Consider the following 20,193-nt stretch of genomic DNA (forward strand, 5'->3'; position numbering starts at 1 on the left):
ATAAGCAGTTAGAGTTGTTCTAGTAAATGCATCGTGCCTACAGGGTAAAGCCTCTGATTGGCTCGGTGTTTTTATTTTGTCAGGAAAATGGTTGCATAAACGATTACGTCTACCCAATCAAGCATAGGACTTGCGGAATAAATTAATCTATTACTCTAAAATACGAAACAACATGTTCCATAGAACATTACGAATTAAATTATTATAAGGAGATGAAAAAGATGGCTCATACAGTAACTACGGTCACCAAAAGAAATGCTGCGTTTGACGTGGTTTTGAGATCGCATAGTTCTAAAGTGTGGAGTCTAATTAATGAGAATCAGTGGGAAGAAGGAACATTTAATGTACTTGACCGTTTCCTTAACGAGAACTTCAGCTATCTTGATATAGGCGCTTGGATTGGACCTACCGTATTATATGGTTCCCACATCTCCAAACATGTGTATGCGTTGGAACCGGATGCGGTTGCTATTAAAGAACTAAGGAACAATCTAAAACTAAACCCCGCGATCGCAGCCAAAGTAACGGCCATTCATGCCGCATTATCCGAGAAGTCGGGTACAGCCAGTCTATATATGCGCAGTGCCTTCGGGGACTCCAGTTCGAGCCTCATTCAAACCGTCTCGGATCAATCCTGCAGCGTAAAATGCATGACCATTGAAAATTTGATAAACAAGCACAGAATCAAGGACTTGAATTTTGTCAAAATCGATATTGAAGGCAGCGAATACAGTCTTATTCCATCTATGAAACCATTTCTTGAATTGGTGAAACCGACGCTATATCTATCGCTGCACCCACCGTTCCTTATAGAGAACCTCCAGCGGCAATATCATTCAGAGGCTGAAGTTCAAGCTAGGTATAATCAGATCGTCGAAACGTTAATCGAGAGTCTACAGATGTATAAATACATTTATGACGCGGCCGGCACCCGGATTGATCAGCAAGTTGTGTTGCATGAGAGTAACTACAGAGAGTATCTGTTTACGAATGAAGTATGGTAAATTCAAAATAATACACTAGAAGGAGTAGCCTCACAAAACCCAAAAGATGAGAGCTTTTTTAAAGGTGCCCAGCTTTTGGGTTTGGAAACCTTACTGTGTCTTCCTAATATGGTAACTCGAGTAGATCAATAATTTTAACTTCATCATAAATGTTATTCACTAAAGAATTTATGTCTTCTATAAATATGGTTCGGTTTGCTACAAAATTAACTGCGATTATTGAGTATTCGGATATTTGATAATAATTAAGGTCAGAAATAATAATATTTGAAAATCCCATTTCATTTAAAGAAATCTGCAATCTTGAGATAAACGAATCCATTTTAAAATTTTCAGTTTGAGAATACTCAACATAGTAGTACTTTGAATTATTTACTGCTTGGGGAAGTGTAAAAACGTTCTTTTGTATCATATTTTTATTTTTACCTGCGCTCGGTAGCAGAATAGCTCTTTCTAAATCATTAATCTTATCAATAATATATTTATCTGCATCATTAACATGGTCACTTGGCTGGAATAGATTAGAGTCTATAACTCTATAAACAGGATTATCTATTTTTATATCATCAAGAGCCACTGGAATCATAGCACAAATTCTCGCGGATAACTCAACTACTCCATACATATCATTTTTATAAAAAACAGTTCTTTCCTCAATGATATCAAAGGGTAAATTAGTACCGTTATTTTCACATATTTGAATGACTGGTTTTCTCACACAATGTCTCAGAGCAAGTTCATACATAACATTAGCGTTTAATGAAGTTAGATTAGCAATAACTAAATCATCCTCTAAAACTCTTTGAATGACTTGTTTATTTATGGATCCAGTTTGTGGAAGCCTATGCGAGACTGTAATATTTTCTTGTTTAAAACCAAGATCAGTCAACAGTGGCACTATAACGGCGTCAATAACTCCTTCCGCTGCACGTCTGATATCACTCTCTTCAATACTTATAGGTGTGATGATAAAGCATTTTTTATTTTCAAAGTTCATAAGCAAAATCCTCTCAGATTATAGTTGTAATAGTATCCATAATATTAAACTATTCTTACTGATACCCTCTTAGTAATTAAACAAAAACTACAATAATAATGTCTTTGGGAAGTTTAAATTAATCCTGTTAATCTTCAGACTATAAGAATAAATTCAATTACTTAAGACTACAATACATAGTGTACATTATGTACATAAAATTGTAGAATAGGAGTGAGGAGGAATGAATATGCAAACTGTTCTAAATGCAACTGATGTAAGGGCTAATTTTGGTGGGTTTATTGATACTATTGTGCGAGAGAAACCTCAGGCCGTGAAACGGAACAGAGATGTCATCATGGCATTTTCCAAACAACAGATGCGCGAATTGCTTTCTATATATGAACTAACTTTTGAATACGAGCAAGATGAAGATGGACGGTATGCCGGATCTATTGAGCAGATCGAAGATATTGTAGCAGATGGTGAGTCAGTCAATGAATTGCGAATGGAATTAGCAAGACACCTGGTTGAATACGCAATTGATTATGAAAATAACTATTCCCGGTATTACAACACACCTAACCGTCATAAGCATGCCCCTTATATATTGCGTGTACTATTGGAAGATAATCTTGAGGCAGTTTCTCAAATGTTTCATGCCTAGTTGGAGTGATCTTGAGAACTTCTTAAAACGTGACGGATGGGTTTTGGTAAGACAGAATGGTAGAGATAAGTTATATGAAAAAACTCTACCTGACGGTGTGGTTCTGCGAACCGCGGTATCCAAAGGCACAGGAGAGATCGGCAAAGGTTTATTTAACAGGATTCTGAAACAACAATTAAGAACAAATAAGGAATATTTTAATTCCAAGAAATAAGTGCCTCGGACCTTTAAGCAGATATCATTGGCGGAGATGACTTATAAATATGGTGTTTTTTTTATGTATTATATATAAAAAATGTAACCAAGGAGGAAACACATGGAAGCTTTCACCGAATATCTAGATGCAATAGATCATCCGCAACATAGGGAACGCACCGAAGAAGTATTGGCTTGGGTAAATAAACAATTTCCAACTTTAATGCCCAAAATCGCGTGGAATCAGCCGATGTTTACCGATCACGACACCTATATTATCGGCTTTAGCGTGTCCAAGAAACATATGGCGGTTGCCCCAGAAAGGGCTGGAATAAATCAATTCACAGATGCCATTGCGCAGGCTGGCTATGATCATACCAAGGAACTGGTACGAATTCCGTGGACTAGTCCCGTTAACTACGCATTACTTGAGAAAATGATTGAGTTTAATATTGTGGATAAAGCAGAGTGCTCGACTTTTTGGCGCAAATAATCCTGTGCTAATGAAAACATCTAAGTAAAGGCTGGTACAGCATGTCTTCGAATGTATTACGGTTATTTAATTTTGTGTATTTCGCCATGTTGGCGATGTTTATTTCGTTCTTGCCGGTCTACTTGGACGGAGAAGGAATTTCGGCTAAGCAGATTGGACTCATTATCGGCACGGGCGGACTCGTTTCGGTGTTCTCGCAACCGTTCTGGGGCGTAGTCAGTGATAAGCGGAAGACGGTAAAGTTGATCATCCTGTTCATTCTGGGAATGGCGACGGTTACGGGGTTCTTCTTGTACAGGACGGATGAAGTGTGGTTGCTGTTAGGTTTAACGATGGTAATGTACTTCTTCCTGTTGCCGATTGACCCGCTCACGGAAAGCTTGAATTTCCGCATTGCCGAGGAGAATAAAGTCAGCTACGGCTCCATCCGTACCTTCGGGGCATTCGGATACGCGGTCATGTCCTTGATTGTGGGGATCGTGGTGGCGAAGTTCGGCTCGCCGTCCCTTGCGTGGTTGTTCGTGGGGCTGGGCGTGTTGGGACTTCTGTTGACGTTGATGCTGCCTGATGCGCCATCGACTTCAAAGCCTGTTACGTTGAGTGCGCTGAAAACCTTTTTTTCGAATCGCAAAACGTTAGGGTTTCTACTGCTCATCTTCATTACGGCGGTGCCGAACCGAATGAACGATCAATTCCTCGGTATCTACCTCCGGGAACTCGGAGGGACCGTTGATGGTGTGGGTCTGGCGTGGTTCCTGTCGGCCGGAGGCGAAATTATAGTATTCGCGCTTAGTTACTGGTGGCTGCGTAAAGGTCATGAGATCGGATTAATTCTGTTTGCTTCGATTTTCTACGTGTTAAGATTTGTGTTATCAGCGTGGGTGAAGGATCCTCAGATTCTCATCTATTTGCAACTATTACAAGCGTTATCGTTCCCCGTATTCTATTCCGCCGCAATCCAATACCTGTACCGCATTGTGCCCGAAGAGTGGCGCGCAACGGGGCAGACGGTGTTGGCTATTCTTTTTTTCGGGGTGTCGGGCATAGCGTCATCGTATTTGGGAGGCTGGTATTACGATTCATTCGGCGGCGAGTCCATGTATCTGTTGATGGCAGGCTTGTCAGCGGTAGGCCTCGGGTTTAGTTTGTTTTTGCGCCAGATGTACGAGAAAGCATGGAAGTCCTGACTTTAGGGTCAGGATGATTTGCATTCAATCATTAACCCTATATACAAACCGACAGTCTGTATATATAATAAAATTACTGGAAAACATAATCCTTCTGTTAGGAGGTTGGTCATGATCCCTTTAGTCGTTCTTGTAGGCTCATTCGTTCTAATTCGTTTGCTGGGGTGGGGTGGTTGGACCTATTTGGACCATGGGTATTCTGCTTTACAATTGTCCCTTTCCCTCATGTTTCTCCTGACGGCTTCCGCCCATTGGGGGAGTCGGCGCGCCGACTTGGTGCGTATGGTTCCTGCGTTCCTGCCCAAGCGAGAGTGGATCGTAACGGCTACGGGCTGGCTAGAGATTGTCGGAGCAGCAGCTCTTATGATCCCCGCATTTACTAAGATTGCTTCCTTGGGTTTAATTCTGTTACTGCTAGCCATGTTCCCGGCAAATGTTTATGCTGCAAGGCGGAAGCTGACGATCGGCGGAAGGCCTGTACCTGGATTGTTCGCGCGCACCTTGATGCAAATCATATTCATAACGGCGCTGCTAATCGTATTAATGGGTTAAATTTACAGATCAACAGAATGCTTGCAAAGGCGGTTAAATCATGAAGCAGGAAGAACGCAGACAACAAACGATTCAACAGTTACTGGACGCGACTAAACGATTAGTTCACGAGATCGGATGCCAGTCCATCACCATGAATCATATTATCGAGAAGTCCGGACTATCCAAAGGGGCTATCTTTCATTATGTCAAAAGCAAGGATGAGATCTTTGCCTGGGTATTGCAAGAGGGAGTGGAGAAGACGAATCTGCGGTTCATCGACGAGGTAGAGAAGGGGAAGAGGGACTTTGAAGGACCGATGCGGAAAATTGCTGAAGCTTTTTCAGCGCTCGATCAGGCGGATGATATGACGAACAAAGTGTTTGTTTATCTCCTGGGGAAAGAGCATGATCCGGCCATTGCCCAGGTGCTTCAGCAGTTTCATGACCGATCCGTTGCTTTGGCTCGCAACTGGATTGAAACGGGTCAGCGGAGCGGGGTCATCCCTGTAACAATGGATGTGAATCGGACCGCGGAGATGTTTGTCGTTCTCTCCCTGGGTCTTCGCGCCCGATCCTCCATCCCGGGAGTCACACCCGCATTCACCGCTCAGGATTTTACGAAGTTTGTGGTTCAGACTTTGAAGCCCAACCGATAACTATGAGTTGAGAGCCTTAGCTTTGTACTGAGGCTTCAAAACTCTTCGAAGTATAACCATAGTGTTGAGGATAAAGATGCATATTCTCTATTTTGCTTATTCGAACGGGTAACGGTGGATGCGTAGATACAATGTGGCTAAGCCATACAAAAAATCCGCGCTCTTTACTGCTTTCAAGCACATAATCAGATATATTCACATGTTTGTATAATGTACGCCCAATCGCTAAGATAACTAGTCCTTGAATGGCAGCGGGGGCATTTCCGATGTATGCGGCGGCTATGCGATCACAGGTGAATTCACAACCTCTGGAATATGCTTTTCCTAGGAAAGGAAACCAAAGCGCGGGTAAAATAAGCAGGTTTTTACTAATGTGATTTCTTTTGATATGAGCAAATTCATGCGCCAGTATAAATGAAAGTTCTTCCTCGTCCCCCGTCTCAATAAGTTCAAACAAGTTGGAGTATAACACTACATAATTCCGCCCCATAAAGCGAGTTGCAAAAGCGTTCAGCATACCGTCGGATTGTAGAACAAAAATATCTGGTAGACGGGATAAACCCATTTCTTTGCCAATACGATGAGCAGTATGATAAAAAGACGGGAATTGTTGTTCCGTAATCTTGATTCCGTTCGCCCGTATATGCCCCATCATTAAACCTTGTACGAATAGGGCTGCTATAATGCCAGCGATAATATAAATAATACCGATAATAGAGATAATCAGACTTACATAGACAACAATGCTAAAGAGTAGACAAAATATATAAAGCGATTTCTCATTATCATGAACTAAACGAGGATTAAGCATATTCTCCAACTTTCTATAGGTATTTTTGCATATCTATATATCGGTTTTACTTGCTTAATAATTAATATTGTTTAATTATTAAGACCATAGTAATATACATGTAGAATTTAACATGAAGGAGATAAGAATATGGTCGTACAACTAAAGAACCAGGTCGGGATGGTTAAACAGGCAAAAATCGGTTTTTCCTGGACAACATTTTTTTTCGGATTTTTCCCCGCACTATTCAGAGGTGATTGGAAATGGTGTATTATTCAATTATTAGCAGCCTCATTCACGCTAGGTCTTACAAATCTGGTGTTTAGCTTTATCTATAATAAATTATACATCAACGGACTTTTGGAAAACGGCTATGTACCTGCGGATTCACAATCTGAGGCGGCACTTGTTGCTAGTGGATTTATTGCTTCCGGCATGGTAACTACATCTTTGGCAAATTAGCACAACAAGAGGGAGACCACATGGTCTCCCTCTTGTTGTGAATTTATTTCCCCGGCACCGCGCAAGTACCGTCCGCACAAGCGTCGTCACTGGACGATTCAACAGCTTGTTCCGTCTGCTGATCGGCCCAAGCTTGCTGCAAAGCGTTCAGGAACATAGCATCGGATTGCGCGCCGGATAACGTATGTTTACGATCAATGACATAGTACGGCACGCCGCGAATCCCTAGACGGCTGCCTTCTTCTTCGTCACCGCGTACCTGATCGGCGAATTGCTCGCCCGCAAGCATGGTGAGCGCTTTTTCGCGATCCAATCCAGCTTCCGCGGCAATGTCCGCAAGGGTGCTGTGATCGCTCAAATTGCTGGAGTCCGTGAAGTATCCCCGGAACAACAACTCCGATACCTCGGCACTTTTGCCATTCTGGTCAGCCCAATGTTTAAGACGATGAGCATCGAACGTGTTCGTCAGCACCAACGTGTCGAATTGAAAATCAAGGCCTTCCGAAGCGGCTTGGCGACTCATGTTCTGATTCATGGCGATCGCCTCCTGACGACTCATGCCGTATCTGCCGGAGAGCATATCATAGACATCATGAGGGACTTGCTTGGGCGCATCAGGATCCAGCTCAAAACTGCGGTAGATGACCTGGACAGCATCCCGATGCGCAAATTGTTCCAGCGCTTTTTCAAAGCGGCGTTTGCCAATATAACAGAACGGGCATGCAAAGTCGGACCAAATTTCTACTTTCATCTAACTCACCTCACTCCTTGATTATTCCGCCTCACCAACAACGGTAAAGCGTGCGTTTACGTGTTGCGGCTGCTCAATCTCGTCCAATACTGCAATCGCGTAATCCGCGTAACTAATATAACTTTGACCTTTACTGTTCAGGATGACATGATCTTTTCCTGTTTGGTAAGAACCCGTTCTTTTGCCTTCCGGATCAAAAAAACCAGCAGGACTGATATAAGTCCATGTAATTGAATCTGCAGCTTGCAGTTCTTCGAGTTGTTTCCCCGCATTGGATGCCGTTGGATATACGAAATCCGGGAATTCCGGCGTATCCATGAGTTTCTGTGTCTTCGCTTCATCCACGAACAGGCTCCCGGCGCCGCCGACTACGATTAGCTTGGTATCTGGAGCATTTTTAAGCGCTTGTACTAACGCTCTTCCGGATTCGACATAGAGATGTTCTTCGCCGTCCGGAGCTTTAAACGTGTTGATCACAACATCAAATGATTTCAGATCCGAAGCGGTAAGATTAAAAATATCTTTCTCCAGAACGTTCACGTTGGATTCCGCGATTTTGGAGGCGTTTCTTACAATGGCTGTCACTTCATGGCCTCTGTCCTTAGCTTCTTTCATTACCAGTTGTCCAACCTTGCCGCTTGCGCCGATAATGCCGATGTTCATATTGAATTCCTCCAGTTTGTTTTGAATTCTGTTTTGCTTTAACCATAGTCTTATATTATTATATTGGTATATAAAATGTAAGTAGTCACTATTTTATAACATAGTCACATAAATAGAACCATGCGTAAGGAGAGGGATGCACGTGGCAAAAACATCATTTGAGGGCGAAATTCCCCAAGAGCAAATCGAGGTCTGCCCGGTAACGGAAACGCAAAATGTCATTGCTGGTAAATGGAAGATCATTATTTTGTGGCATTTGAGACAGACCCGAAGATTCGGCGAACTTCAAAGATTGGTGCCCGGCATATCCAAAGGTATACTGACCAGTCAACTGAGAGAATTAGAAAAGGATCAGATTGTCCACCGGAAAGTGTATCAAGAGGTGCCTCCGAAAGTGGAGTACTCCTTAACCGAATCCGGAGAGAATTTTATTCCAATATTGGAGAGTATGGGCGAGTGGGGCAGGAAATATGCGATGGGCAAAAAGAAAGCGGACTAATCTATGTAGAGCTGAAAAAATAGCGATTTCACAGCATCAGGAGCGCTAAGGTCGGTCATCGACAGACGTTGCCCATTGGAACAACATTAGAAGAAGGCTGTCCTTCAAGGTTTGGTGACCTCTAGTGACAGCCCTTTTAATGAATATAGATTGATATTTACCTAGCCTTTTTTTCAAAAGCATCATCAGTCGGATTCGCTGTTTCCCTGCCTTGGGTTTGCACCCATTCGTAACTCGGAGTCATCATTTGTAGAATTCGGGCATCGCTGGTTTTAGCGGAAGCAGCGCCATTGGATGTTGAGGAACCGCTTACAATTTCAAGGGGCGGAGCTGAAGCGTAGGAGTAAAAGTACCAGTTTGGTGCAGCAATGTGCTTATTAGCAATGGCTTGAGCAGGAATGTACCATGGTGCGAGCCTAGAGAAGGCCGTCATCTTCTCCAGCGCCGCATTCATATCACCAACGCCAACATCCGTTATTCCGGAAGATTTATATTGTTCAAAAATAATGCCTTTTGTTTTCAAGTGAGAAACATAGTTGCGTGTCTCTTCTCCTGTCCATTTGTTGTTGAGATAGGACTTCGGATCTTTGGACCAGAACGGATCGAGCAAGGCAACGCGCTTAGGTAACAGTTTAGAGTCTAACTGCCCCGCAGTAACTTTATCGCTGACTAGCTTCGTCAACCTCACAGCCATTTGATTTCCCAATGAATGGCCAGCGATCCTGATGTTTGAGCCTGTATAGTTGGACATTGCGGAAGCATAGGCATCATAGAATAGATCACCTGCTGATTTCGTCGGACCCGCAATATAAGTGCCGTCCTTCTTGCGCCAACGCATTGCCTTAGGACCCGTTGCCGTCCAGATTTTCGCCTCGGCATCCTTCACTTCGGCTTCATCCGCGAACTGATTCCAATAAAATATCCCAATGTTCCAGCCCGCGCTTACCCAGGCATCCGCTGTGTTCACGTTGACTCCATAGGAGGCATCGTTATGTAAGTAATTAAACGTTTCACGGAACGCCGTAGCGGTCGTATCCTTTTGCCAGCCATGCACATAAATGATTGTTGGTTTAGTTGGATTGTAATAAGGATTGCCAACCCCTGCGACCGCTTTCTGTGATACGTTGCCTGATCCATACCAATAAATGCCGTGATCCAGCGTAGTTCCGTCATACGCATTGGCAATGGGAAGAGCGGTAAAGAATAGGGCTGAAATCATAATCATTGAGAATAAACGCTTGATCATAAACTCTCTCCTTTGTAGTTTCTCTTGATGTAACCGTTTACATATTATCACGTTCTGCTAGAATTCACAATATAGCGAAGTCTGCTAATTTTCCGCACGCCTCTATGCGATCCAACTATATCAATCTATCATTGCGAAGCATACGATATGGTAGCTTTGAGAGGAGGATGCGAGTATGAGTTGTTGTAATCCTTGCCGTTGCAAGCGGCGTACAAAGAGAGTGGTACAACCTGTTAGACGTGCCAAAGGCCGGAAGAAAATCGGAACACGCCCTTCGGGTACAAATTCCCCGCTATACAACTACTTTGCGCGAACTTTTCCGCAGCACCTGAATTTATTCCCGGTTTATGCGAATCTGGTCGAGCGCGGGGCGAGTGTTTGCGAAGCGAATGAGATGATTCAATCAATGATTGTTCGAAATGGTACTTGCCAACACCGCTGCAGATAGGGATCGAACCGTAGAAAGCCGCAGTCACGTATGACTGCGGCTTTCTTTTGAATATCAGAAATTATAAGTTTGCCTGGTGGAGTAATTCCCGATACTGTTCCAAATCTGATGCGCGACATTCCATTTTCAACCGGGTGCCGTCCTCTTCGTAACTCGTTTCAGTGACATGGGCGTGTTCATTGAAGTAGGCAACGAGACGGCTTTGATCATAAGGGATGATCATCTCGCAATGTACATATTGTTGAAATACTTGATCGCGAATTACCTGGGCCATCTCATCTATTCCCCGATGTTCCCGGGCAGATAGGTAAACCGAGTCACCTTCGATTTGAGGGTAAGGATACTCCGTCAAATCCGCCTTATTATAAGCGATGATGACCGGTATTTCCGACGCTCCCAGCTCCTTCAACGTGTGCTTCGTAACTTCCATCTGCTTGGTGTACTCCGGACTTGACAGGTCCACAACGTGAATCAACAGATCGGCTTCGGCGACTTCCTCCAAGGTGGACCTAAAGGCTTTAACCAAATGGTGGGGCAACTGGCTGACAAAGCCGACAGTATCGGTGAGCAAGAACGATTTACGGTCGGGTAAGTTGATGTTTCGGACAGATGTCTCCAAGGTGGCGAACAACATGTCTTTGGCGAGTACTTGCTTGGTCGTTCCCCTGTTATATTGTTGCAAAATAGCATTCATCAAGCTGGATTTCCCCGCATTCGTATAGCCGACTAGACACACGACGGGAACTTCGTTCTTACGACGTTGCTTTCGTTGCGTTTGGCGCCGGGTTACGAGCATCTCCAGTTCGGCTTGCAACGCCGTAATTCGTTCTTCGATCCGGCGGCGGTCAAGCTCGCGTTTTGTTTCCCCGGAGCCTCGATTAATCATACCGGAACCGCCTCCTTGACGGCCCAATGACGTACGAAGTCCCACTAATCGGGGTAGCATATATTGAAGCTGAGCAATTTCTACTTGAAGTTGGGATTCCCTTGTTTGCGCGCGTTCCGCGAAAATTTCAAGAATCAGAACCGTGCGGTCTATAACTTTACAGTCAAGAGAAGATTCCAGATTGCGAATCTGGGAAGGGGTCAGCTCATCGTTACTGATGACGAGGGAAGCGCCCTTTTCTTCAATAAGCTCAGATAGCTCTTGAATCTTTCCCTTGCCGATATAAGTGGAGGGAACGATCCGCGTGACTTTCTGGGTGAGCTCGCCTGCCAACTCGATATGGCATGCTTCCGCAAGGTTGCTTAATTCTTCCATGGCATATGCAAAATCAGGCCGGTTCGCAAGGTGAACCCCCATGATTATCGCTTTCTCTTTAAGTTGTTCCATTCTTCATCATCCTCTTTATATAGATTTAAAACAAAATAAACAACACAAGCCTGAGCTTGTGTTGTCCGTGGTCGAGGACATGATCGATCCAGACGGTTGCAATAAAACAGAGCATGCCAGGAAACATGAGGAACATGCGCCTAGTTTCTAGCTGTTTGGTTGATTTCCGAATGGATGAACAATTCAGGGGTAGATATGGACAAACTTATCCTGAGTCCTCTGTACACGGACAGAGTCTTGAGCGCTAGATTAGCGACGCAAAAATCGAACTCGGATAAAATTGTACACACGTAGCCCCTCCGTTCCTTAAAGTAATTCGATCTTACCATGTTGAAACACCGCTCTGCATGTTGAAGAATCGTTATAATGATCTTTTACCAACCGAAATCTAACGTTTTTCCCGTTTCCACATAGGTCTTCAGATTGCTTAGAATCATCCACCAGCTCTTTTCCGTGCTCTCGCGAGAGGGATGGTTCTCCGTCCACTGATCGTTAATCAGCGTCAGCTTCGTACACTGGCCAACCGTCTCTAACATGAAGGTGATGCGGGATTGCAGCTCCTCGTGATTCTCCCTATAAGATGGACCCGGGTGCTCCAGTAAGCTAAGTTGTACATTCGGTTCATACGCAAGAATTGTGCCGTATACATGAACGGTATCTTCTCCTTCATTCCCGGGGCCAACATAAGCATACGAATCACCCACGTTGAAATCCGATTTCAGCACACTGCCGAATAGTAAAGCCTTCGTACCTTCCGTGGAAATCAGCGCGTGCCAGACGTCCTCCCGCGTTGCATTGATATAAAACTCGTATCTTAAATCCATGTTCATTGCCTCCTATTTTCATATCGTTGTAGGATTCCGCCTTATTTGATATGTTCGTATAAGAAGTATATTCATTATTTTCCAGATTGTATTGTAAAAACGCGACATCCCTTTCAGATGAGGAGCAGTGATAGAATATGGCGCAAGGAAACAAACCGAACATGGGGATCCTTCATAGGCAAGAGGGTGAACGAAATTTCCGGCTTATGCGATATACTCCCTCCGAAGAGGTCGGACGCTTTGTGATGCATTATTGGACCGTTAGCTGGAATTTAGAAGGGCAACCTCCTTATGAACAACATGTCGTGCCCAATCCATGTGTCAACTTGGTGGTGGAGCGCGGGAGAACAGCGGTGTATGGGCCGGGTAAAGAGAAGTTTGCCTATCATCTTGCCGGTCAAGGCCGAGTGTTCGGGGTGAAGTTTAAACCCGGCGGGTTCTACCCTTTCACGCGTAAATCAGTCAGTGGTCTATCGGATGAGCCCCAGTCTGTGAAGGAAGTACTCGGGATTGATGCCATAGATTTAGAACAAATTATTCTTAACGATCCGAGTGAAGAGAGCATGGTACGGAAAATGGAAAATCTGTTGATCCACAAGCTTCCGCCTTGGGACGAAACCGTGGAACACATCACCAACATCGTGGAAATAGTGGCCCGGAGCCGTGAAGTTACGAGAGTGGATACGCTGTGTGAAACAGTCCATATGAACGTGAGAACGTTGCAACGCCTCTTCGAGCAGTACGTCGGGGTTAGCCCGAAGTGGGTTATTCAACTTTATCGATTGCAAAATGCGGCAGAACAGCTAGAACGCGATGTGCTTATAGACTGGATCTCTGTTGCTGCGGATCTGGGATATTATGATCAGTCCCATTTCATTAAAGATTTCAGAACGGTAATCGGGCAAACGCCAGAGGAATATATGAGAGCGATAAATGTAAGTAAATAATAAACCCGTTAATGTTTCGACATTTTCTTACAAAAACAACGCATTATGACTTACAAATTATTACAAATTTTTCATCGGATTTATTGTACGATATGACTAAAGAGATACATACAAAGAACTACTTCGTGGAACTTTCTACATCATTTTGTCAAAAAACGGAGGGTTAACATGATAAAGGTTGTAGTCATTGATTCATATCCTTTAGTCAGACGGGGACTCATTGCAGTGTTATCGACGGAATCCGATATTGTATTGGCCGGTGAGGGAGAGACGGAAGAAGAAGCGTACAACTTGTTAGAGACCGCGAAGCCGGATATTTGTATCATGAACAACAAGCTTAATGATCGATGCGGATTACAGTTGATTAAAGAGTTCAAGGAACGCGGTATAACAACCAAGTTTATTTATCTGACATCCATGATGACAAGCGATCAACTGAGCGCGGCGGAACTGATTATGGTCGATGGATATGTGATGAAGGAAGCTTTACCGGAAGAGCTGTTATATGCGATTCGCTTGCTTCAGCGGGGGCGAAGATATTACGATCCGAGCCTGATGGAGATCAAGGTGAGAAAAGATATATATCCGTTCGAAGAGTTGACATTCAAGGAGAAGGAAGTGCTAGGCCTGCTGGGACTTGGTCTGAATAATAAGGAAATCGCGGTGAGACTGTTCGTCTCGGAATATACGGTCAAGAAGCACGTTAGCCAAGTATTGGCGAAGTTAAGATTGCCGGATCGTACACAAGCCGCCTTATATGCCAATTCCAAAGGCATCGTCAGATACGGAAGAATTTCATAGCATTACGAGTAGAGAGGAAACTGTCCGAGCGTCTTGATGACGAGCGGGCAGTTTTTTTGTTGTTTGAGGGGAGTTTGTATGGTACTAAAGTATACCCCAAGGTAGTCTATTGGCTACCCTTAAAGCTGCTACACGGAAAGTATATGACTCTTAAGTTCCAGAATAAGCGCGCGGTTTTAACACAAAAAGTAGCCACGAGAGGGACGCGAGTCTGAGTCGCAGTCGGTAGAATGAAACCATGAACACAAGGGAACACACGACCGAGAGTCGGATGCTCAGGGGGTACACGATTTTGAGAAAGTCGAGATGTTCACGTCACCAAAGGAACCATCATCGAATGATCCGGTCGATGACCTGTTTAACCATCGCAGCCGTAACGCTGAGTCCGTTGCCGCCGTCGACCTATGCGCTGCTAACATCCTCCGTGGAAGTGACAGGCAATCATTTCTCTTCCGCTTTCGTTTTCCCCCAGACGGTTAACGATCTCGCAGTAGCTTCCGAATTGTTCAGGGCGGATGCGGAGGCAAGGATCGGGCAAGCTACCGAGCTTTACGATCAATTGCTGCGAGCGGAGAGTTTAGAAGCCGGCGAGAACATATGGACGGAACTCAGCGAATTGTTAATGAAGGTAATCGAATCCGTTGCATCGACACGCGCAGACTTGCTTCTGCTCTCTGAGTATCATAATCAGGCCCAGGGGGAATTGAGTTCAGCGAAGTCGGATTATGAGGAACTTGTGAACCAGATCGGTGAGGAAGCTGATCTCTACGAGACTTCAGCGTTAACAAGCTTAGAGACGAAGATGCACTCAGCGGAGCGGGTTGCGGCATATGTAATGAGCGCCTATGAACGCGGGGAAATCAGTACAGGAAGTATAAATGAATCTGTGAACCATGCGGAACATCTGATGATACAAGCTGAACAACAGTTGGAAGAGCTTCGGGCCAACGAGGAAAAGCAAGCCGTCACTAAAGTAGATGGGGAGCAAGAAGTTGAAGAGAAGCACAAGGATGTTGCCTCTGGTCAAGTACCTGATGCAGATGCAAATAATGACGAGCAAGCTGCTCAACCTCAGGGTGAATCGCCGGAACAGCCGTCTGATGAAAACCCGGCACAACATCCGGAAGAAAAACCGGTACAGCCGTCTGGTGAAACACAGGTACCGCCCACAGGTGAACTACCGGTACAGCAGCCGGATGAAAAACCGCCGGAGGCAGCAGGACAACCTACTCAGGAACTTACTGAAAGTATGGAAAGTATGAAGGGAGCGGAATAACATGTCCGAGCTCGTACGGCATAGGAAAGAAAAGCCCGGTGTTTGGCGAAGGATTGCTAAAGTATTCAGCAATCTGATCACGATCCTCTTAGTGCTGCTGTTCACAGTTGTCATCGTATTCTCAGTTTCTTCCCGTATTTCCGGGGGAGCGCCTCAGTTGTTGGGATATGAAATCATGACCGTGCTGTCCGGTTCGATGGAACCCGGTATTCAAACAGGATCTGTCATTGCCTTGAAACCGGTGGAGAATGCGGAGGGTTTTAAATCAGGGGATGTCATTACTTTTAGATCACCGGAAGATCAGAACATCATCATTACCCATCGAATTCAGGAGGTACAGTCTGTCAACGGGGCGGTTCAATACATCACAAAGGGCGATAACAACGATGCCCAAGATGCGCAGCCGATCCCTTCTGACCATATTATTGCATCCTATGTGAATTTCACCATTCCATGGCTGGGATATCTCTTCACGTTTATTAAATCCACCGCGGGTGTGGTGCTTCTGATGATTGTCCCGGGAGCGTTGCTGATTCTTTGGCAGATGGCGAACCTGTACCGAACGATTTCCAGAATGGAAGATACCAAAGAGGCCGTTCCGGCCGTAGAAACCAAGTAATGTGTTTACCGATCTTCGTGGCTGGCAGTGCGACCTGTCAGCCATGAAGATTCAATATAAGATCCCTGTAAGGGACAAAATTCGAGGAGGAAATGAACATGAGTTTGAAAAAACAATTAGGTTTGGCTATGGTTACAACAGCATTGGGCGCAACACTGGTAGCAGGCGGATCTTTCGCACTGTTCACGAGCTCGGCTCAGAATACAGGCAACACGTTTGCATCCGGTACCGTCAAAGTGAGCTTGGACAAGCCTGAGGGTACGAAGTATTTTGACATTTCCAATATCGCACCGGGCGACAACGGGTCTACTCAACTTACCGTAACGAACGGCGGTTCCCTGGAATTGCGTTATGATCTGGCTCAGAACCTCACCGGCGATCTTGCATGGGGTACGGACGGAGTAAAGATTACGATTAAAGACAGCGCGGGCAATGTGATTGTTCCGGGCGACAACAACCGTGTGCTGGCACCTGCTGCAAGTGAAGTGCTGACTGTGAAGTGGGAGCTTCCGCTGGCCGCTGACGACAGATATCAGAACAAGACTGCACAACTGGGTCTGACCGTGAATGCCGAACAAACTAAAAACAACCAATAAACTACTAAAAACATAGAGGGCGGCTATAAGTCGTCCTCTTCTCTTGGGGGGATATCCGAATGAACAGAAAGAAGATGGCTTTGCTGGCAATGACAGGCGTAATGGCGGGTTCGCTTGCCATAGGCGGTGCAACTTATGCCTTATTTAAAAGTACGGCGACCAACACTATGAACACCTTTGCTTCAGGAACGCTGAAGATGAGCGCGAGCCGCCAGGACGTGCCGATGACGGGACCGATGTTTTACACCAATGATAATGTAGCGGCGGGCATGATGGGAACAGGGTTTTGGGCCCCGGGAGACACGCACACCAGAGCATTGTTTATTGATAACAATGGGACACTGGATGGCAAGTTAAAGTCTTTAAAAGCAGTGCCTGAGGGTAATGTGAGTGATGCAATGGAGTTTGCGAAGCAAGCCACAGTCACGATCGCAGTGTTTGAAGCCCCGGAGAATACTGAGTATGGTACGGAAGTATTGCAATACCTTAACAAACAGCAGAACGATCTGTTCAAGGAAAGACAGACGATCTGGTGGAACGCGATTAAAGCTCGATGGACCGGACTGACAATTGAGCAGCAAAAAGCCGCTTACTACGATTTCTTGGCTGAAATCAGAACCGTGTTGCTGGATACTATTTTTGAATATAAAACTACGCCATTCGCTGTAAAACAAGTGTTCACGGGTTCGTTGGAAGAGTTGTACAACAGCAACAACGGCGTTTCATCGGCACTGGCGCTCAAATTGGGTGCAGGCAAGACCATGTTTATGGGCTACACCGTCCATTTCATGAACTTGGCGCCGGAAGTCAATAATCTTGTACAGGGCAAAGAAGTGAAATTTACATTTCAATCCGATTTTGTACAGTCTAAAAATAACTAGTATGTTAATACAGGCCTCGGCCCCACAAACCATGTGGGATCGGGGTCTGTTTCATGCTGAAACGGGTATGGGTGGAGCCCCCCACAAACTAACACTTGACCCCCGAACCTTTTCCTTATATCATGAACATGATAATCATTCTCAACTATTGAAGGAGAGATCTACTTGTTTAATCCACGATTGAAACTGACGGCTATCATCCTTACCCTTGCTATATTTCTTGCGGCATGCGGAACGAACGAAAATGCGTCTGTGAACCAGACTACAGATAATGAAACCAACACCGCAACGCAAGAGCAGACAACGAACAGTTCCGCGAATAACGCGAACTTTCAAGCAGCTGTGGACACGTACCACCAATTCGTCATTGACCAAACGGATCAATTTGTCAAAGATACGCAAGCTTTTACAGATGCAGTAAAAGCCGGCGACATGGAAAAAGCCAAAGCGCTTTACGCGCCGTCCCGCATGTATTTTGAGCGGATTGAGCCTATAGCGGAATCGTTGGGTGATTTTGACCCTTGGATCGATGCTCGTGAAGGAGATGTGCCTGCGGCGGAATGGAAAGGGTTCCATCGTCTGGAGAAGGCGCTGTGGCAGGATAAATCGGTAGCCGGAATGGAGCCGGTGGCCGATGCCCTCTTGCAGGATGTGAAACAGCTTCGCGTAAAAGTTGAGAATGTTGAAATTGATACGGCCATGCTTGTGACCGGCGCGGTGGAGTTACTAAACGAAGTGTCTTCCAGCAAAGTGACCGGGGAAGAAGAGCGGTACTCGCATACGGATTTGTATGATTTTGCGGCGAATGTGGAAGGCTCTCATGAGATTTTTAAAGTGTTGCAACCTACTGTGGAAGCCAAGAACCCGGAGCTTTCGGCGGAGGTTACGAAACGGTTTGAAGAATTGGAGGCGACCTTGGCTCCATATCGCAAAGGGGAAGGATTCGTGCTGTATACGGAACTGAAACCGGAACAAGTGAAGAAGCTGAGCCAAGCGATTGACGCTTTAGCTGAACCTCTGTCACAAATCGGTACTGTAGTGGAGGGATAAGATCCGTGACACGCGAAGAAACGCAACATAATGACCAGATTAAAGGGAAGTCGACGCTTTCCAGACGTGATCTTCTGAAAACGGGAGCTGTCGGAGGTCTAGGATTACTTCTTGGTGCTGGCGGCATCAAGGGCTTGGGGATGCTCGGTGAGAGCAAGCAAACCGCTTCGGCGGCGGGGGATTCAGACGCCGTCATCCCTTTCCACGGCGCGCACCAAGCCGGGATTGTCACGCCCATGCAGGATTTTGTCTGCATGGGTGCCTTTAATTTAACGATTACCGACATTGCGGAGGTTCGTAAGCTCCTGAAAGCATGGACGGTGGCCTCCGCCAGGCTGGCCAATGGGGAAAGCGTGGGCGAAGAGAGCGACAACGCGCTTGTCCCGCCTGCGGATACCGGCGAAGTGATGGGCCTGCAAGCGATGCGTACCACGTTAACGTTCGGAGTCGGCCCTTCCTTCTTCGACAGCCGGTTCGGTCTCGCTGACAAGCGTCCTTCCAAGCTCGTCGACATCCCTGCTTTCAAAGGCGATGAGCTCGTGGACGAATGGTCCCGCGGCGATCTTATCGTTCAGGTGTGCGCGAATGATCCGCAAGTCGCGTTTCACGCTTTACGCAACCTGGCCCGAATCGCGAGGGGCAAAGCCGTTCTGCGATGGCTGCAGCAAGGCTTTCAGCGCACCGGCGCGGCCGATGCAAGCGGGTCCACACCGCGGAACTTGCTTGGCTTCAAGGACGGTACGGTGAACACGAACGTCGAAGACAAGCAAGCGGTGAAGGACATCGTCTGGGCCGAAGCGGGCGACGGCGCCTCCTGGATGGACGGAGGCAGCTACATGATTATGCGCCGCATCCGGATGCGCATTGAGGTCTGGGACCGCACCTCGCTCGGTGAGCAGGAGGCGACCTTCGGACGTCATCGTCAGTCAGGCGCGCCGTTAGGCGCGGCCAAGGAACATGACCTTGCCGACTACGCGAAGCAGGGCAAGAACGGCAAGCCGATGATCGGCGCCGATTCGCATATGGCTGTGGCCAGCATGGGCGGCAAAGTGAAAATTCACCGCCGCGGCTACTCTTACTCCAACGGCATTGACATCAAGACCGGCCAACTGGACGCGGGGCTGCTGTTCATCTGCTACAACCGCGATCCGTCGAGCCAATATATCCCGATGCAAGCGAAGATGTCGGAGGTTGACCGGTTGAACGAATATATCGAGCATGTGGGTAGCGGAATTTATGCTATGCTGCCAGGAGTGAACAAGGGCGGCTACATCGGAGATACTTTACTATAAAAGC

Annotated in this window: 24 protein-coding genes; 17 read left to right on the forward strand and 7 right to left on the reverse strand. The window is 45.9% G+C overall.

Annotated elements, in window-relative coordinates:
• Positions 1–221 precede the first annotated feature (221 nt).
• Positions 222–1,004 (forward strand): FkbM family methyltransferase, encoded by a 783-nt coding sequence (locus SY83_RS11945; RefSeq protein ID WP_068606766.1) that lies wholly within the window; start codon positions 222–224, stop codon positions 1,002–1,004.
• A gap of 103 nt (positions 1,005–1,107) precedes the next feature.
• Here SY83_RS11945 and SY83_RS11950 read toward each other — a convergent pair whose 3' ends face one another.
• Positions 1,108–2,001, reverse strand: coding sequence for a hypothetical protein (locus tag SY83_RS11950; RefSeq protein ID WP_068606769.1), 894 nt, complete (start codon positions 1,999–2,001; stop codon positions 1,108–1,110).
• Between the two features lie 223 nt (positions 2,002–2,224).
• On the opposite strand from SY83_RS11950, the gene SY83_RS11955 reads away from it, so the two are divergent.
• The 6 genes from SY83_RS11955 (at position 2,225) to SY83_RS11980 (ending at position 5,711) form a co-directional block, all read left to right on the forward strand.
• Complete coding sequence (locus SY83_RS11955; RefSeq protein WP_231891241.1) at positions 2,225–2,647, forward strand: hypothetical protein; 423 nt, start codon at positions 2,225–2,227, stop codon at positions 2,645–2,647.
• Positions 2,640–2,861, forward strand: a complete 222-nt coding sequence (locus tag SY83_RS11960; RefSeq protein ID WP_068606773.1) for a type II toxin-antitoxin system HicA family toxin — start codon at positions 2,640–2,642, stop codon at positions 2,859–2,861. The genes SY83_RS11955 and SY83_RS11960 overlap by 8 nt, the downstream gene beginning before the upstream one ends.
• Before the next feature lie 102 nt (positions 2,862–2,963).
• On the forward strand, positions 2,964–3,335 hold the full coding sequence (locus tag SY83_RS11965) for an iron chaperone (protein ID WP_068606775.1): 372 nt from the start codon (positions 2,964–2,966) through the stop codon (positions 3,333–3,335).
• A 41-nt stretch (positions 3,336–3,376) separates the two neighbouring features.
• On the forward strand, positions 3,377–4,522 hold the full coding sequence (locus tag SY83_RS11970) for an MFS transporter (protein ID WP_068606777.1): 1,146 nt from the start codon (positions 3,377–3,379) through the stop codon (positions 4,520–4,522).
• Positions 4,523–4,633: 111 nt separating this feature from the next.
• Positions 4,634–5,074 carry a DoxX family protein gene (locus SY83_RS11975; RefSeq protein ID WP_068606778.1) on the forward strand — a complete coding sequence of 147 codons (441 nt, stop codon included), beginning with the start codon at positions 4,634–4,636 and terminating at the stop codon, positions 5,072–5,074.
• A 40-nt stretch (positions 5,075–5,114) separates the two neighbouring features.
• Complete coding sequence (locus tag SY83_RS11980) at positions 5,115–5,711, forward strand: TetR/AcrR family transcriptional regulator (RefSeq protein ID WP_068606781.1); 597 nt, start codon at positions 5,115–5,117, stop codon at positions 5,709–5,711.
• 16 nt (positions 5,712–5,727) lie between these two features.
• On the opposite strand, the gene SY83_RS11985 is transcribed toward SY83_RS11980, so the two are convergent.
• Positions 5,728–6,522, reverse strand: coding sequence for a M48 family metallopeptidase (locus tag SY83_RS11985; protein WP_068606783.1), 795 nt, complete (start codon positions 6,520–6,522; stop codon positions 5,728–5,730).
• Positions 6,523–6,651: 129 nt separating this feature from the next.
• On the opposite strand from SY83_RS11985, the gene SY83_RS11990 reads away from it, so the two are divergent.
• Positions 6,652–6,963: a hypothetical protein gene (locus SY83_RS11990; RefSeq protein WP_068606785.1), complete on the forward strand. Its 312-nt coding sequence runs from the start codon at positions 6,652–6,654 to the stop codon at positions 6,961–6,963.
• 43 nt (positions 6,964–7,006) lie between these two features.
• On the opposite strand, the gene SY83_RS11995 is transcribed toward SY83_RS11990, so the two are convergent.
• Together SY83_RS11995 and SY83_RS12000 are read right to left on the reverse strand one after the other, a co-directional pair.
• Positions 7,007–7,714, reverse strand: a complete 708-nt coding sequence (locus tag SY83_RS11995) for a DsbA family oxidoreductase (RefSeq protein WP_068606787.1) — start codon at positions 7,712–7,714, stop codon at positions 7,007–7,009.
• A 21-nt stretch (positions 7,715–7,735) separates the two neighbouring features.
• Positions 7,736–8,377 carry an NAD(P)-dependent oxidoreductase gene (locus SY83_RS12000; RefSeq protein WP_068606789.1) on the reverse strand — a complete coding sequence of 214 codons (642 nt, stop codon included), beginning with the start codon at positions 8,375–8,377 and terminating at the stop codon, positions 7,736–7,738.
• A gap of 142 nt (positions 8,378–8,519) precedes the next feature.
• Between SY83_RS12000 and SY83_RS12005 the strand changes: the two genes are divergently transcribed.
• The gene (locus SY83_RS12005; RefSeq protein ID WP_068606791.1) at positions 8,520–8,876 is read left to right on the forward strand and encodes a winged helix-turn-helix transcriptional regulator; all 357 of its coding nucleotides are present in this window, start codon (positions 8,520–8,522) and stop codon (positions 8,874–8,876) included.
• A 157-nt stretch (positions 8,877–9,033) separates the two neighbouring features.
• Here the strand turns inward: SY83_RS12005 and SY83_RS12010 are convergent, their stop codons facing one another.
• From SY83_RS12010 to SY83_RS12020, 3 genes are all read right to left on the reverse strand, one after another.
• On the reverse strand, positions 9,034–10,122 hold the full coding sequence (locus SY83_RS12010) for a cell adhesion domain-containing protein (protein WP_068606794.1): 1,089 nt from the start codon (positions 10,120–10,122) through the stop codon (positions 9,034–9,036).
• Between the two features lie 509 nt (positions 10,123–10,631).
• On the reverse strand, positions 10,632–11,903 hold the full coding sequence (hflX, locus tag SY83_RS12015; RefSeq protein WP_068606795.1) for a GTPase HflX: 1,272 nt from the start codon (positions 11,901–11,903) through the stop codon (positions 10,632–10,634).
• A gap of 374 nt (positions 11,904–12,277) precedes the next feature.
• Positions 12,278–12,727, reverse strand: a complete 450-nt coding sequence (locus SY83_RS12020) for an SRPBCC domain-containing protein (RefSeq protein WP_068606797.1) — start codon at positions 12,725–12,727, stop codon at positions 12,278–12,280.
• A gap of 137 nt (positions 12,728–12,864) precedes the next feature.
• Here SY83_RS12020 and SY83_RS12025 point away from each other — a divergent pair, with 137 nt between their 5' ends.
• The 8 genes from SY83_RS12025 (at position 12,865) to efeB (ending at position 20,189) form a co-directional block, all read left to right on the forward strand.
• Positions 12,865–13,674 (forward strand): helix-turn-helix domain-containing protein, encoded by an 810-nt coding sequence (locus SY83_RS12025; protein WP_068606799.1) that lies wholly within the window; start codon positions 12,865–12,867, stop codon positions 13,672–13,674.
• Positions 13,675–13,842: 168 nt separating this feature from the next.
• Positions 13,843–14,475, forward strand: coding sequence for a response regulator transcription factor (locus tag SY83_RS12030; RefSeq protein WP_331709939.1), 633 nt, complete (start codon positions 13,843–13,845; stop codon positions 14,473–14,475).
• 337 nt (positions 14,476–14,812) lie between these two features.
• The gene (locus SY83_RS12035) at positions 14,813–15,751 is read left to right on the forward strand and encodes a hypothetical protein (protein ID WP_068606800.1); all 939 of its coding nucleotides are present in this window, start codon (positions 14,813–14,815) and stop codon (positions 15,749–15,751) included.
• 1 nt (position 15,752) lies between these two features.
• Positions 15,753–16,370, forward strand: coding sequence for a signal peptidase I SipW (gene sipW / locus SY83_RS12040; RefSeq protein ID WP_068606802.1), 618 nt, complete (start codon positions 15,753–15,755; stop codon positions 16,368–16,370).
• Positions 16,371–16,468: 98 nt separating this feature from the next.
• Positions 16,469–16,966, forward strand: coding sequence for a TasA family protein (locus SY83_RS12045; protein ID WP_068606804.1), 498 nt, complete (start codon positions 16,469–16,471; stop codon positions 16,964–16,966).
• Between the two features lie 59 nt (positions 16,967–17,025).
• Positions 17,026–17,847, forward strand: coding sequence for a TasA family protein (locus tag SY83_RS12050; protein WP_068606806.1), 822 nt, complete (start codon positions 17,026–17,028; stop codon positions 17,845–17,847).
• 165 nt (positions 17,848–18,012) lie between these two features.
• Positions 18,013–18,897 carry an iron uptake system protein EfeO gene (gene efeO, locus SY83_RS12055; RefSeq protein ID WP_068606808.1) on the forward strand — a complete coding sequence of 295 codons (885 nt, stop codon included), beginning with the start codon at positions 18,013–18,015 and terminating at the stop codon, positions 18,895–18,897.
• A 5-nt stretch (positions 18,898–18,902) separates the two neighbouring features.
• On the forward strand, positions 18,903–20,189 hold the full coding sequence (gene efeB, locus SY83_RS12060) for an iron uptake transporter deferrochelatase/peroxidase subunit (protein ID WP_082882490.1): 1,287 nt from the start codon (positions 18,903–18,905) through the stop codon (positions 20,187–20,189).
• The last annotated feature ends 4 nt before the right edge of the window (positions 20,190–20,193 follow it).

The organism is Paenibacillus swuensis, from assembly GCF_001644605.1.
Lineage (GTDB): Bacteria > Bacillota > Bacilli > Paenibacillales > DY6 > Paenibacillus_N > Paenibacillus_N swuensis.